Source organism: Thermus sp. LT1-2-5 (assembly GCF_040363165.1).
GTDB lineage: Bacteria > Deinococcota > Deinococci > Deinococcales > Thermaceae > Thermus.
Genome location: NZ_BSRG01000023.1, coordinates 14515 through 26991, shown reverse-complemented (window position 1 = coordinate 26991; position 12477 = coordinate 14515). Strand labels below are relative to the sequence as shown.

The window sequence follows — 12477 nt, the reverse complement described above, 5'->3', positions numbered from 1 at the left end:
ACTGGTGGAGCTGGGGGGCAGGTGGTTCGTCCTCAACCTGGCTCCCCATCACGAGACCGCGGCGCGCCTCCTGGGGGCCGGGCGATATTACCTGCTGGAGTGAAGGGGGTGCGGAATGTGGGCAAAAGCCATAGCCACACCCCTAAGCTTCCCAGAAAGGCGGCGGCCCAGGCGAAAAGCCCCAAAAGGGCGAATACGAGGCCCGCCCGCCGGTGGGTTTGACGCCACACTCGAGGGCTTTCCAGGGTCCAGGGGGTGCGCACCCCCGCCAGGTAGTTGAGGGGGAGCTTGGGCAGGAGGAGGCCGAGGGCCAAAAAGACGAGGCCCATCGCCAGGAGGATGGCCTGCCCCACGGGAAAAGGGCTTCCCTGCGCCGCCCGCCAGGTGGCGTAGAGGATGGCCCCTTGCAGGAGGAAAAAGGACCAGACCACCCCCGCCACCAGCCAGGGCCAGACGGGGGGTGCCTTTCCCCTAAGCTTGGGGTCCCACCGGGGCGCCAAGGCCAATAGGGGGTAAAGGAGGAAGGTGAGAAGGAGGGGTAGGAGGAGGATTTCCAGACGGCTTCCGTAGCGGTCCACCTCCCCCTGGGGGTTCCAGTGGGCGGGGATGCGTTCTGGCAGGTGGGGGTAGGCGTAGAGGGTGAGGCCCCAGGTGAGGAGAAGACCCAAGGGGGCAAGGAGGCGCTCCATGCCCCGAGCCTATACCATGGGGGCATGGAGGCCATCGTCCTAGGGGGTGGAGAGGAGGCTTGGGCCAAGAGGTACGGGGTGCGGAGCAAGGCCCTGGTGCCCTACCGGGGGAGACCCCTGGCGGAGTGGGTCCTCGAGGCCTTGGCCCAGGCGGGGCTTTCCGCCCTTTACGTGGGGGAAAACCCGGGGCTAACCCCCCCTCCCCGCCTCACCCTGCCCGACCAAGGAAGCCTCCTCGCCAACCTGGAGGCGGCCTTGGCCCACGTGGAAGGCCGCGTGTTGGTGGCCACCGCCGACCTCCCCCACCTGACCCCGGAGGCGGTGCGCTTCGTCCTGGAGAGGGCGCCGGAAGCGGCCTTGGTCTACCCCATCGTGCCCAAGGAGGCGGTGGAGGCCCGCTTTCCCAAGACCCGCCGCACCTACGCCCGGCTCAAGGAGGGGACCTTCACCGGGGGAAACCTTCTCCTCCTGGACAAGGCCCTCTTCTTCCAGGCCCTGCCCCTGGCCAAACGGGTGGTGGCCCTGCGCAAAAGGCCCCTGGCCCTGGCCCGCTTGGTGGGGCTGGACATCCTCCTCAAGCTCCTCTTGGGGAGGCTTTCCCTGGCCGAGGTGGAGGAGCGGGCAAGCCGGATCCTGGGGGTGAAAGCCCGGGCCCTCCTCACCCCTTACCCCGAGGTGGGGGTGGACGTGGACCGGGAGGAGGAGCTGGTAAGCTAAACCCATGCGCACGGTGAAGGAGCTACGCCTGGCGGGGCTTTTCGCCTACCTGGCGGCCTTGGTGCTGGGGCTTCTCTTCTCCTACCTCCTCCACGCCCTCTTAGGGGAGGGGGGCCGGCTTGGGTGGGGAAGCTTTAACCTGCCGGGGCTTCTGGAGGGCTTGGGGTTCGTCTTCGCCTTTACCTTCGCCCTATATTTGGCCAAGAAGGCGGTGCGGGTGCCGTGCACCACCTTGCTCACCGCAGGGCTTCTGGGCCCCACCCCCGCCCGCCGCCTGGCCCGGCCCCTGCCCCGGGTGGAGGGCCTCGAGGCCTACGAGGGCCGGGGGGTGGCCCTCCTGCTCCAGGAGGGGCGGCCCGTGGGCCTCTTGGGCCTTTCCGACCATATCCTGGCCCTGGAGGAGGTGCCCAGCGTGGAGGCGGAGGCGGCCGTGAGCGAGCTCGCCCCCTTGTTTTTCCAAAGCCCTTTGGTCTTGGTGGTGCGGGGGGAGGAGGTCCTGGGGGCCATCCCCCGGGAGGCCTTCTTCCGCCACCTGGGTTTTTGAGCTTGACAAAGGGGCTCCTGCCCTAAAATAGGGGGGAGCGGTCGCTCAGGAGGTGAAGGATGCCGCACGTGATCTGTGAGCCCTGCATCGGAGTCAAGGACCAGTCCTGCGTGGAGGTGTGCCCCGTGGAGTGCATCTACGACGGGGGGGACCAGTTCTACATCCACCCCGAGGAGTGCATCGACTGCGGGGCCTGCGTGCCCGCCTGCCCGGTGAACGCCATCTTCCCCGAGGAGGACGTTCCCGAGCAGTGGAAGTTCTACATCGAGAAGAACCGGAAGCTGGCGGGGCTAGAGTAAACCCCTGTCAGGGGCCGGCCCTAAGCTCGCGCACGTACCAGCTCAGGGCCGGCCCCCCGTCTTTCACGTGGCGGAAGCCCTGGGCCTGGAAGAAGGCGATGGCGCGGGCGTTGTTGCCGTAGACCACGGCGTAAAGCCGCTCCACCCCGGCCAGGTGGTCCACCAGGTGGGCCAGGGCCCGCCGCCCCAGGCCCAGGCCTTGGCGGTCTTCCCGGATGAGGAGGAGGCTCAAGGTGGCGTCCTCCGCCTCGGGGTAGTGGAGCTTGTAGTCCACATAGCCCACGGCCTCCCTTTCCTGGAAGAGCAAGAAGGCGCGGCGACGGGGGTCTTTTTCCAGGGTGGCCAGGTCGCGGGCCACATCCTCCAGGGTGGGGATCTCCATCCCGATCAAGGCGAAGTACCCGGGGCTTTGCCGGTAGACGCGGTGGAGAAGAGGAGCGTCCTCCGGGGTCACCGGGCGGAAGGCGAGGCTTAGGGTCCGCATCCTCCCCATGCTACCCCGCCCCGGCTAAGAGGCGGGTGAAAGAAAACCGCCCCGGGAAGCCCGGGGCGGCCTTTTGCCCTTTTTACCTGCGGGCCGGCTCCACCACGGTGACGTTCACCGCCTGGGGGCCCTTACCGTTCTTGCCCGGCTCCACGTCAAAGGTGACGATGTCGCCCTCGTTCAGGGTGCGGAACCCCTTGGCGTTGATGGCGCTGAAGTGGACGAACACGTCCGTATCCCCCTCGCGCTCGATGAAGCCGTAGCCCTTCTCCGCGTTGAACCACTTGACCCGACCCTTCTGCATACTGCTCCTTCGCTTCCGGGCCCTTGCTGGGCCCGTATCCGGGGCCTGAGGGGTTGCTTTAGACCCATGGGGCCACCCTGAAGCGACCCGGAATACCTCACTTTACCACGACCGGGCTACTTGCGGAAGAACCCCTTAAGCCTTTCCCAAAACCCCTCGGGGGCCACCTCCTCCCCCACCTCCTCGGCGTAAGCCCGGAGGAGCTTTTGCGCCTTGGGGGAAAGCCTTTTGGGCACGACGAGTTCCACCACCACCCGTAGCGCTCCCCGCCCCCGGCCCCCGGGGTGGGGGAGACCTTCCCCGGGAAGCTCAAACACCTCCCCGTGTCCCGTGCCCGGGGGGATTTCCAAGGGGATGGGGCCGGAAAGCCCCGGCACCTCCAACCGGGTGCCCAAGGCGGCTTGGGCCAGGCCCAGGCGCAGGCGGTAGACCAGGTCGGCCCCTTGGCGCTCTAGGTGGGGGTGGGGGCGTACCCTGAGCCGCACGTAGAGGTCTCCCGGCCCCCCGGGGCCCAGGTTGCCGTAGCCGGGAACCCGGAGAAGGTGCCCCTCGTCCATGCCCGGAGGGATACGCACCCTAATCCTTTCCTCCCGGGGGATGCGCCCCCGGCCGTGGCAGGTGGGGCAGGCTTCCGCCAGGAGGTGGCCTTGGCCCTTGCAGTGGGGGCAGGTGGAGCGGGTGACGAAGCCGCCAAAAAGGCCCTGACGAAGGGTTTCCACCACGCCCCGCCCCCCGCAGGTGGGGCAGGCCACCTGCTTGCCCCCCTGGCCCCCGCAGGCCTCGCAGGGCACGAGCCGGGCGTAGGCTACCTCCGCCTCCTTGCCCAAGAGGAGGTCCTCGAGGGCCACCTCCACCTCCACCTCCAGGTCCTCCCCCCTGGGGGCGGTCCGGGCGGAGCGGAAGCCGAAGACCTGGGCGAAAAGGTCAAAGAGGTCCTCGGTGGAGAACTCCGCCTGGCCCAGAAGGCCCCGGTCGTACTGGGCCCGCTTTTCCGGGTCGGAGAGGACGGCGTAGGCCTCGTTGATCTCCTTAAAGCGCTCCTCCGCCGCCTTGTCCCCGGGGTTGCGGTCGGGGTGGTATTGCAGGGCAAGCTTGCGGTAGGCCCGTTTGATCTCCTCCTGGGTGGCCTCGCGGCCCACCCCCAGGATGGCATAGTAGTCCTTCATCCACCTAGCACTTTACAAGGAGGGCGCCCTTCTGCTAAAGTGCCGGGCAATGAGGCTCCTGCGAGCTATCCGGTAGGGGGCCCCTTCCTTCGGGAAGGGCCCCCCCGGTTTGGCCGCGGGGGCCTCGCTTTATCTAGGAGGAAACCCATGTTGCTCCTGACCCCCGGACCCACCCCCATTCCCGAACGCGTACAAAAGGCCCTCTTGCGCCCCATGCGAGGGCATCTGGACCCCGAGGTCTTGGCGGTGAACCGGGCCATCCAGGAAAGGCTCTTACGGCTCTTTGACCCCGGAGAGGGGGCGATGGTGGCGGCGCTGGCCGGCTCGGGGAGCCTGGGCATGGAGGCGGGGCTGGCCAACCTGGACCGGGGCCCGGTGCTGGTTCTGGTGAACGGGGCCTTCTCCGCCCGGGTGGCGGAGATGGCGGCCCTGCACGGCCTGGACCCCGTGGTCCTGGAGTTTCCCCCGGGAGAGGCGGTGGACCCCGAACGGGTGGCGCGCGCCTTGAAGGAGCGCCGCTACCGCATGGTGGCCCTGGTCCACGGGGAAACCTCCACCGGGGTCCTGAACCCGGCGGAGGCCATCGGGGCCCTGGCCAAGGAGGCCGGGGCCCTCTTTTTTCTGGACGCCGTGACCACCTTGGGCATGCTCCCCTTCTCCATGCGGGCCCTGGGGGCCGACTACGCCTTTACGGGAAGCCAGAAGTGCCTTTCCGCCCCCCCGGGGCTGGCCCCGGTGGCGGTGTCGGCGGAGGCCCGGAGGGCTTTTTCCGCCAAGCGGGGCTGGTATTTGGACCTCACCCGGGTGGCGGAGCACTGGGAGCGGGGAGGGTACCACCACACCACCCCCGTCCTCCTCCACTACGCCCTCCTCGAGGCCCTGGACCTGGCCTTGGAGGAGGGGATGGAGGCCCGGGAACGGCGGGCCCGGGAGGTCTACGCCTGGCTCTTGGAAGAGCTCAGGGCGCGGGGCTTCACCCCTTACCCCAAGGGAAGCCCCTTGCCCACGGTCCTGGTGGTGCGTCCCCCCGAAGGGGTGGAGGCGGACCGGCTGGTGAAGGGCCTCTACGCCGAAGGGGTGGCGGTGGCGGGGGGGATCGGCCCCACCCGGGGGCAGGTGCTCCGGCTCGGCCTCATGGGGGAAGGGGCGCGCAAGGAGCTTTACCAGGCTTTCCTAAAGGCCTTGGACCGGGTCTTGGCCCTAGCGTAGGAAGAAGTAGGCGTAGACCAGGGCCAAGGCCATGCGATAGAGGGCGAAGGGGCGGAAGCCGTACCGCTCCACGAAGCCCAAGGCCATGCGCACGGTGAGGAGGGCGGTGAGGAGGGCGGCCAAAAAGCCCAGGAGGAGAAGGCCGTAGCCGCCTTGGGGGATTGCGGGGGCGCTTTTGAAGAGGTCGTAGCCCACCGCCGCCACCATGGTGGGGAGGGCCAGGAGGAAGCTGAACTCCGCCGCACCCTTGCGGGATAGCCCCAAAAGGAGCCCCCCCAGGATGGTGGCCCCGCTCCGGCTGGTGCCCGGGAACAGGGCGGCCAAGCCCTGAAAGACGCCGATGAGGGCCACCCGGCCTAAGGGAAGTTCGGTGGCGTCTTGGAAGCGGGCCCTTTCCGCCAGGCGGTCGGCGAAGAGGAGGAGGAGACCCACGAAGAAGAGGAAAAAGACCACCACGTCGTCCCGCCCCAGGACCACCCCCTTGATGAAGGGGTAGAGGAGGAAGCCCATGGCCGCCGTGGGCAAGAAGGCGATGGCGATGCGGAAGAGGAGGGCCCGGTCCACCAGGAAGCGCCTTCCGTAAAGGAGGAGGATGGCCAGGATGGCCCCGAGCTGGATGGCGATGAGGAAGGTTTTGAGGAAGGGGTCGGTTTCCACCGGCAGGCCCAGGAGGTGGAAGAGGAGGGTGAGGTGGCCGGTGGAGGAAACGGGCAGGAACTCTGTGAGCCCCTCCACCCCCCCCAAGAGAAGGGCTTCCCAAGCGCTCATGGGGCCCATGCTACCATGGGGGCGTGGAGGTTTCCGTCCTCATCCCCGCCGCCGGGAAAGGCGAGCGGCTCGGCCTGGGCCCCAAGGCCTTCTTGCCGCTGGGGGGGAAGACCCTTTTGGAGTGGGCCCTGGACGCCTTTGCCCAGGCGGCGGAGGTCCTGGTGGCCCTGCCCCCGGGGGTGGAGGCGCCTCGAGGCCTCCGGGCCACGTTTGTGCCGGGCGGGGAAACCCGTCAGGCCTCCGTGGCCCGGCTCTTGGAGGCGGCGAGCCTTCCTCTGGTCCTGGTGCACGACGTGGCCCGGCCCTTCGTGACCCGGGGCCTGGTGGAAAGGGTTCTAAAGGCCACCCAGGCCACGGGGGCTGCGGTGCCGGTTTTGCCCGTCCCCGACACCCTGGTACAGCCGGAAGGGGAGGGTTATGGGGTGGTGGTGCCCCGGGAGGCGCTTCGCCTGGTGCAGACCCCCCAGGGCTTCTTCACCGCCCTGTTGCGGGAGGCCCACGCCTACGCCAGGAAGCGGGACCTCACCGCCACGGACGACGCCCAGCTGGTGCGGGCCTTGGGCTACCCCGTGGCCTTGGTGGAAGGGGAGCGGACGGCCTTTAAGATTACCTATCCCGAGGACCTCCTCCTGGCGGAGGCCCTGGCGCAAGCATGGAACGGCTAGCGGTGGCCAAGGTCAACCTGGGCCTTTCCCTGTTGGGGAGGCGGCCCGATGGGTACCACGAGCTCCACACCCTCTTCGCCGCCCTCACCTTCGGGGACCGCCTCTTCCTGGAGCCCATTCCCGAGGGGATTGAGTTCAGGGGCCGCTACGGCAAGCGGAACCTAGCCTACCGGGCAGCAGCGTTGTACCTGGAGGCGGCGGGCTGGCCAGGGGGGGTGCGGATCGTTTTGGAAAAAGCCCTGCCCGAGGGGGCGGGCCTGGGTGGGGGAAGCTCGGACGCCGCCCAGGTGCTTCTGGGCCTGAAGGAACTCTACCCGGCGGAGGTGGACCTCGTGGCCTTAGCCCTTTCCCTGGGGGCGGACGTGCCCTTTTTCCTCCGGGGCGGGGGGGCGGAGGCGCGGGGGATTGGGGAGCGGCTTCGCCCCGTGGCCCTTCCTCCCTTGCCCGTGGTGGTCTTCGCCCCCGGCTTGCGCCTTCCCACGCCCAAGGTCTACGGGGAGGTGAAGCCGCACGATTTCGCCCCGGAGCTTCCCGTGGAGGAAATCCTGGCGGCACTCGCCCGGGGGCAGGAGCCCCCTTACTGGAATAGCCTCGAGGGCCCCGCCTTCCGCCTCTACCCGGAGCTCGAGGCGGTAAAGGCCCGCCTCAAGGCCTTGGGGCTCAAGGGGGTACTCATGTCGGGCTCGGGGAGCGCCTTTTTTGGTTTGGCGGAAAGCGAGGGCCAGGCCAAGGAGGCGGTGGCGGCCTTACGGCACCAGGGATTTGCCCGTTTTGGGGTTCTGGGAGGCGGCCATGTCCCCACTTGAGGAGGTGCTCTCCGCGGTTCCCGAGGCCCTGCAAAGCCTGAAGACCCTTCCCATCCGCTGGGACGAGGAGCGGTTCCTCTTTTGGCTTAAACAGGACTACCCCTTCGTGGAGGCCCTTTACCGCTTCCAGGTGGGGCTTCTCCTGGAGGCGCCGCAACCCCACCGCCCCCCCTTGGTCCAGGCCCTCATGGCCACGGTGGAGGAGCTGGACTGGCTGCTTTCCCAGGGGGCGGATCCCAGGGAGCCCGTGCACCCAGTGCGCCAGGAATACGTGGCCCTTTTGCAGGAGATGGCCGGGCTCCCCTATCCCTACCGCCTTGTCCTCTTTTACTTCCTGAACCGCCTTTTCCTCGAGGCTTGGACCGCCCACGTGGAAGGGGAAGGCCCCTGGCAGGAGCTGGCCGAGCACTGGTCGGCCCCGGAGTTCCAGGCGGTGCTTTATGACCTGGAAGTTATGGCCCAGGGCCAGCTTGCCCGCCTGGACCTGGGCCTGCTCCGCCACTATTTGGCGCGCATCCTGGAGATGGAGAAGAAGACCTGGAGCCTTCTTCTCTAGTTGAGCTCCTCGCCCCAGGCCTCCTCAAAGAGGCGCTTAGCCTCTTGCACGCTGATTTCCAGGGTTTGGGAAACCTCTTCCGCCAATAGGTAGATGGCCCGCCGCAGGGCCTGGCGATCCAGGTCGGCGAGGCCTCGCTCCAGCTCCCAGGCCCGAAGCTGCCCCGCCATTTGGGCGATGCGGTACGGGTTCCCGTCCGCCAGGATCTCGCTCGTCTTCCGGTGCCGGGCCGCCCACTGCTTGGGCAGGGGCATGCGCCCGTTTTTCAAGAGGTCCAGGATGACGGGTACCTCCTCCGGGGCCAAGGCCTTGCGCATGCCCACGCTATGGGGGGATTCCACGGGTACGTAGGCCTTGGAACGGGAGCCGGGAAAATCCACCTGGTAGTAGGCTCGGCTTACGCCGCTCACGCTCCGTTGGGCTATGCCCGCCACCACACCGACCCCGTAAGGGGGCAGGACCACCTTGTCGCCGGGACGAAATTCTTTCACGGCGCAACTCCTTTCCGGAGCACCAAAAGGAGGTGCTCCATGTAGGCCTCCACCTCTAGCTGGGGGGTACACCCCAAGGCCGCAAGGACGGCGGCGGTGGCCTTGGGGGACAGCTCGGGCCGCACGGCCCCTTCCGCCTGGCCGCTTCGCACCAGTTCTTCCAGGAGGTCCAGGTAGTGCTGGTGCAGGCCCTTGAGCCAAGGGGTGGGGTCTTCCATGGCCTCCCGGGCCACGGCGGCCCAAAGGCCCCGCCACTCCTCTATCCAGGCCAGGCGCTTGCGCAAGAGGGCTTCTAGGCGCACAAAAAAGGGCGCCCGCAGGCGCACCACCTCCTCTACCTCCCGGTAAAAGGCCCAGGTCCTTTCCTCCACCAAGGAGCGTAAGAGGTCCTTCTTGTCACGGAAGTAGAGGTAAATGGTGCCCTTTCCCACCTCCGCTCTCCGGGCCACCTCCTCCATCTTGAGCCCGGAAAGCCCCATCTCCCGGAGAATTTCCAAGGTGGCCTCGAGGATGGCCCGCTTCTTGCCCTTGGAAATCGCCCCCGGGGGGGATACCATCGCGGCCACGTTCTTGAGTCTACCACACCGCCCTTTTCCTTTCATGAGGAAGGCGCTACCCTAAAGGGCAAGGAGGCAGGGTATGCGTCAGGGCTTTTTCGCCTTGCTCACCGCAGACCCCTTGCGGGGGGCCTTGCGCCCCGTGGAGGAGAGGCTTTTGGCGGAGGCCCGGGGGGAGGCGCTCTTCCTCGTGCCTTATCCTTTGCGGGACCTGGCGGAGGCCTGGCGCCTGGCCTACCGCCACCTGGGGCTTAAGCGGGGGAAGGTGGTCTACCTAAGGCGGAGGGAAGAGGCCTTTGACCCCGAGGTGGCGCAGAGGGTAGCGGAAAGCTCCTTGGTGCTGTTGGCCGCCGAGGGGCTCCCGGAGTTTTTGGACCTTATCCGGGGAAGCCTCCTCCTCCAGGCCCTCCTGGAGGTGTACCGCCAAGGCGGGGGCGTGGTGGCCTTGGGAGAAGCGGCGGGAATGTTGGGCGAGGCTGCCTTTTACTCCCTGGAAGGGGAGGTGCGGGCGGCCTTGGGCCTAGCCCTTTTGCGGGGCCTCGCCCTTTTGCCCCGGGTGGAGGAGCGGGGGCGGTTTTTGGCCCTTTCCCGCCTGGTGGCGGACAACCCCGACCTGGTGGGCCTGGGGCTTTTGGAGAACACCGCCTTGCGCCTCCTCAAGGGCTTAGGGGAGGTCTGGGCGGGGGGGGTGACCCTGGTGGACGCCGGTGGGGCGGAGTTCACCGCCAGGGGCGTGAAGGGGCTCAAGGTGGACGTGCTTTCGGCGGGGGAACGCTTCCCTTTGCCCGCCCTTTAGCCTTACCATGGCCCCATGCCCTCGGGGCGCGTGCACGAGGCGGTAAACCTGACCTTTTTGGGGGCTGGGGCCCTTGCTTACCTGGCCCAAGGCGGCTCCCCCGAGGAGCCCCGGGCCTTAGCCTTCGCCCTGGCCTATCTGGCCGGCACCTACTTGCTTTCCCCCGACCTGGACCTGGCGGAAAAGGGGGTCCGCCCTGGGCGGCGCTGGGGGGTGTTGGGCCTCCTCTGGCGCCCCTATGGCTGGCTTTTCCGTCACCGGGGGCTTTCCCACACCTGGGTTCTGGGGCCCTTGACCCGGCTCGCTTACCTGGGCGGGGTGGGATGGCTCTTGGCCCACCTCGCCCAGACCCTTGGGGCCTACCTGGGGGTACCCCTGGACCTTAGGCCCCCTTCCTGGCCCAAGGAAGCCTTTTGGTGGGGGCTTTTGGGGTACTATCTGTCCCAGTGGCTTCACCTGGTAGCGGACGGCATCTGGCCCGACCACGATCTAAAGCAACTGCGGCGGCCAAGGTAAGGCGGTGCACATACCGAGCCGGAGCAGGGTAGAAAATGAGGGCATGCTCAAGCGGGTTTTTTTGGCGTTGGGGATGCTCCTGGGCTTGGCCATGGCGGTGCAGCCAGGGGAGCGCATCCCCGACTTCGCCCTTTTAGACCCCAAGGGCAACCTGGTTACCCCCGCTACCCTGAAAAAGCCGGCGGTCTTGGTGTTTTGGGCCAGTTGGTGCCCGGTGTGCCGGGCGGAGTTCCCGGGCCTCCACAAGGTGGCGGAGGAAACCGGGGTGCCCTTCTATGTCATCAGCCGCGAGCCCAAGGACACCAAGGAGGTGGTCCTGGCCTACATGAAGGCCTACCCCCGCTTCATCCCCCTTCTGGCCTCGGACCGGGATAGGCCCCACGAGGTGGCCAACCGCTTCAAGGTGTTGGGCCAGCCCTGGACCTTCGTGGTGGATGGGGAAGGGAAGGTGGTGGCCCTCTTCGCCGGGCGGGCAGGGCGGGAAGCTTTGCTAGATGCCCTCCTCCTCGCTGGGGTGGAGGCGCCATAGTTCTGCCCGCCGCGCCTCTTCCTGCGGCGTGAGGCGAAGGAGGAAGTCCGCCCCTAAGGCCATGGGGTCCCCCCACTCCACCAAAACAAGCCGCGCCCCTTCCCGGGCCGCCTCCAGCTGGGGGAGGAGGGGGGCGGGGTCCTTCAGGCGGTAAAGGTCGGCGTGGACCAGGGGGCCTTGGGGCGTGGGGTAGGTGTGGATCAGGGTGTAGGTGGGGCTCGTCACCCGGCCCCCAAAGCCCATGGCCTCCGCCAGGAAGCGGGCGAAGGTGGTCTTGCCCGCTCCTAAAGGGCCCTCCAGGACCACCAGGGCCCCTTCGGGCAGGAGGGGAAGGGCTTGCTGGGCCAGGGCCTGGGTGTCTTCCAGGCTTCGGAGCTCGCGGACAAGGAGGAGCGTTCCCATATGAAGAAAAGGCCCCGAAGGGCCTCCTTGGTGCCGGGAGCGGGACTTGAACCCGCACGCCCTTGCGGGCACCACCCCCTCAAGATGGCGTGTCTACCAGTTCCACCATCCCGGCAGGGCGCGCCTCACACGCAAGGCTCAGTTTAACAGAACCCCTTGCCTTGTCAAGGTTGGCTGGTTTGGGACATTTGTCCCTATCCCCCTTCGTGTAGATTACCCCTGATAAGCCCTTGTGAAGGGGTAGGCGTGGGCGCTGCCGCTTCTCTTAGGAAAGCGCCCGTGGCCCCTGATGGAAACCCAGGCGGCGCGCCCGTAGCCTAAGGCCCCAAGGCCGGAGGTGGCATGCGGAGACGCAACCGTTGGGTACGTACCCTTTTTTGGGGCTCGGTTTTCGGGGTTTTCGCCCTCTTGGGGGTGGTTTTCTCGGGGGTGGCGGTGGGGGCTTTTGAGCAACGCACCTTGCCCGTGGAGCAGCCCATCCCTTTCAGCCACGCCTTTCACGCCGGGGGGCTTGGCCTTTCCTGCCGCTACTGCCACGCTTCCGTGGAGCACGCCGCCTACGCCGGGCTTCCCCCCACCGAAACCTGCATGACCTGCCATACCTTTGTGAAGCCGGATAGCCCCAACCTGGCCCTGGTGCGCCGAAGCTGGGAGACGGGAGCGCCCATCCAGTGGAACCGGGTCATCAACCTGCCTGACTTCGTCTATTTCAACCATGCGGCCCACGTGGCCAAGGGGGTGGGGTGCGCCGAGTGCCACGGGCGGGTGGACCAGATGCCCGTGGTCTACCAGCCCCAGGCCTTCACCATGAAGTTCTGCCTTTCCTGCCACCGCAATCCCGAGGCCCATCTGAGGCCCAAGGAGCAGGTCTTCAACATGGCCTACACCCCTGACCCGGAGCTGGGCAAGAAGCTCAAGGCGCTTTACCAGATCCGTTCCCCCGAGGCCCTTACCAGTTGCAACACCTGCCACCGCTAGG

At 67.5% G+C, this 12477-nt stretch carries 18 protein-coding genes, 1 tRNA gene and 1 pseudogene; 11 read left to right on the top strand and 9 right to left on the bottom strand.

Annotated elements, in window-relative coordinates; all coding sequences use genetic code 11:
- Positions 1 to 131: 131 nt before the first annotated feature.
- Positions 132 to 689 (bottom strand): annotated as a pseudogene (locus ABXG85_RS12525) (DUF1648 domain-containing protein); the annotation flags it as partial.
- 24 nt (positions 690 to 713) lie between these two features.
- On the opposite strand from ABXG85_RS12525, the gene ABXG85_RS12520 reads away from it, so the two are divergent.
- Genes ABXG85_RS12520 through ABXG85_RS12510 form a run of 3 tightly spaced genes read left to right on the top strand, consistent with a single transcriptional unit; the run spans position 714 to position 2249 of the window.
- On the top strand, positions 714 to 1406 hold the full coding sequence (locus ABXG85_RS12520; RefSeq protein ID WP_353513951.1) for an NTP transferase domain-containing protein: 693 nt from the start codon (positions 714 to 716) through the stop codon (positions 1404 to 1406).
- Between the two features lie 4 nt (positions 1407 to 1410).
- On the top strand, positions 1411 to 1950 hold the full coding sequence (locus ABXG85_RS12515) for a hypothetical protein (protein WP_353513950.1): 540 nt from the start codon (positions 1411 to 1413) through the stop codon (positions 1948 to 1950).
- A gap of 59 nt (positions 1951 to 2009) precedes the next feature.
- A complete protein-coding gene (locus ABXG85_RS12510) occupies positions 2010 to 2249 on the top strand; it encodes a ferredoxin (RefSeq protein WP_054647405.1) in 240 nt (79 codons plus the stop codon).
- Between the two features lie 7 nt (positions 2250 to 2256).
- On the opposite strand, the gene ABXG85_RS12505 is transcribed toward ABXG85_RS12510, so the two are convergent.
- The 3 genes from ABXG85_RS12505 to ABXG85_RS12495 all read right to left on the bottom strand — a co-directional run bounded on the left by ABXG85_RS12505 (position 2257) and on the right by ABXG85_RS12495 (position 4203).
- The gene (locus ABXG85_RS12505; RefSeq protein ID WP_353513949.1) at positions 2257 to 2742 is read right to left on the bottom strand and encodes a GNAT family N-acetyltransferase; all 486 of its coding nucleotides are present in this window, start codon (positions 2740 to 2742) and stop codon (positions 2257 to 2259) included.
- 73 nt (positions 2743 to 2815) lie between these two features.
- Positions 2816 to 3037, bottom strand: a complete 222-nt coding sequence (locus ABXG85_RS12500) for a cold-shock protein (RefSeq protein ID WP_014516375.1) — start codon at positions 3035 to 3037, stop codon at positions 2816 to 2818.
- A 116-nt stretch (positions 3038 to 3153) separates the two neighbouring features.
- On the bottom strand, positions 3154 to 4203 hold the full coding sequence (locus ABXG85_RS12495; protein WP_353513948.1) for a DnaJ C-terminal domain-containing protein: 1050 nt from the start codon (positions 4201 to 4203) through the stop codon (positions 3154 to 3156).
- Between the two features lie 147 nt (positions 4204 to 4350).
- Here ABXG85_RS12495 and ABXG85_RS12490 point away from each other — a divergent pair, with 147 nt between their 5' ends.
- On the top strand, positions 4351 to 5412 hold the full coding sequence (locus tag ABXG85_RS12490) for an aminotransferase class V-fold PLP-dependent enzyme (protein WP_353513947.1): 1062 nt from the start codon (positions 4351 to 4353) through the stop codon (positions 5410 to 5412).
- On the opposite strand, the gene ABXG85_RS12485 is transcribed toward ABXG85_RS12490, so the two are convergent.
- Positions 5404 to 6180, bottom strand: a complete 777-nt coding sequence (locus ABXG85_RS12485) for an undecaprenyl-diphosphate phosphatase (protein ID WP_486401654.1) — start codon at positions 6178 to 6180, stop codon at positions 5404 to 5406. The genes ABXG85_RS12490 and ABXG85_RS12485 overlap by 9 nt on opposite strands.
- A gap of 23 nt (positions 6181 to 6203) precedes the next feature.
- On the opposite strand from ABXG85_RS12485, the gene ispD reads away from it, so the two are divergent.
- From ispD to ABXG85_RS12470, 3 genes are read left to right on the top strand one after another with little or no spacing between them, the layout of a single operon-like run.
- The gene (gene ispD, locus ABXG85_RS12480) at positions 6204 to 6845 is read left to right on the top strand and encodes a 2-C-methyl-D-erythritol 4-phosphate cytidylyltransferase (RefSeq protein ID WP_353513945.1); all 642 of its coding nucleotides are present in this window, start codon (positions 6204 to 6206) and stop codon (positions 6843 to 6845) included.
- On the top strand, positions 6833 to 7651 hold the full coding sequence (ispE, locus tag ABXG85_RS12475; RefSeq protein WP_353513944.1) for a 4-(cytidine 5'-diphospho)-2-C-methyl-D-erythritol kinase: 819 nt from the start codon (positions 6833 to 6835) through the stop codon (positions 7649 to 7651). The genes ispD and ispE overlap by 13 nt, the downstream gene beginning before the upstream one ends.
- The gene (locus ABXG85_RS12470) at positions 7638 to 8207 is read left to right on the top strand and encodes a TenA family protein (RefSeq protein ID WP_353513943.1); all 570 of its coding nucleotides are present in this window, start codon (positions 7638 to 7640) and stop codon (positions 8205 to 8207) included. Before ispE ends, ABXG85_RS12470 begins: the two co-directional genes overlap by 14 nt.
- Here ABXG85_RS12470 and ABXG85_RS12465 read toward each other — a convergent pair.
- Together ABXG85_RS12465 and ABXG85_RS12460 are read right to left on the bottom strand one after the other, a co-directional pair.
- Positions 8204 to 8698 (bottom strand): CarD family transcriptional regulator, encoded by a 495-nt coding sequence (locus tag ABXG85_RS12465; protein WP_353513942.1) that lies wholly within the window; start codon positions 8696 to 8698, stop codon positions 8204 to 8206. The genes ABXG85_RS12470 and ABXG85_RS12465 overlap by 4 nt on opposite strands.
- On the bottom strand, positions 8695 to 9255 hold the full coding sequence (locus ABXG85_RS12460) for a TetR/AcrR family transcriptional regulator (RefSeq protein WP_353513954.1): 561 nt from the start codon (positions 9253 to 9255) through the stop codon (positions 8695 to 8697). Before ABXG85_RS12460 ends, ABXG85_RS12465 begins: the two co-directional genes overlap by 4 nt.
- A gap of 82 nt (positions 9256 to 9337) precedes the next feature.
- Here ABXG85_RS12460 and ABXG85_RS12455 point away from each other — a divergent pair, with 82 nt between their 5' ends.
- The 3 genes from ABXG85_RS12455 to ABXG85_RS12445 are packed head-to-tail and all read left to right on the top strand — an operon-like array spanning position 9338 to position 11096.
- Complete coding sequence (locus ABXG85_RS12455) at positions 9338 to 10051, top strand: cyanophycinase (protein WP_353513941.1); 714 nt, start codon at positions 9338 to 9340, stop codon at positions 10049 to 10051.
- Between the two features lie 15 nt (positions 10052 to 10066).
- Entirely contained in the window at positions 10067 to 10567 is a 501-nt protein-coding gene (locus ABXG85_RS12450) for a metal-binding protein (protein WP_353513940.1), read from the top strand.
- Between the two features lie 43 nt (positions 10568 to 10610).
- A complete protein-coding gene (locus tag ABXG85_RS12445; protein ID WP_353513939.1) occupies positions 10611 to 11096 on the top strand; it encodes a TlpA family protein disulfide reductase in 486 nt (161 codons plus the stop codon).
- Here ABXG85_RS12445 and tsaE read toward each other — a convergent pair.
- Positions 11058 to 11498: a tRNA (adenosine(37)-N6)-threonylcarbamoyltransferase complex ATPase subunit type 1 TsaE gene (tsaE, locus tag ABXG85_RS12440; protein WP_353513938.1), complete on the bottom strand. Its 441-nt coding sequence runs from the start codon at positions 11496 to 11498 to the stop codon at positions 11058 to 11060. The two genes, ABXG85_RS12445 and tsaE, sit on opposite strands and share 39 nt — an antisense overlap.
- 28 nt (positions 11499 to 11526) lie before the next feature.
- A tRNA-Leu gene (locus ABXG85_RS12435) sits at positions 11527 to 11613 on the bottom strand.
- A 227-nt stretch (positions 11614 to 11840) separates the two neighbouring features.
- On the opposite strand from ABXG85_RS12435, the gene ABXG85_RS12430 reads away from it, so the two are divergent.
- Positions 11841 to 12476 carry a cytochrome c3 family protein gene (locus tag ABXG85_RS12430; protein WP_353513937.1) on the top strand — a complete coding sequence of 212 codons (636 nt, stop codon included), beginning with the start codon at positions 11841 to 11843 and terminating at the stop codon, positions 12474 to 12476.
- Position 12477 lies beyond the last annotated feature (1 nt).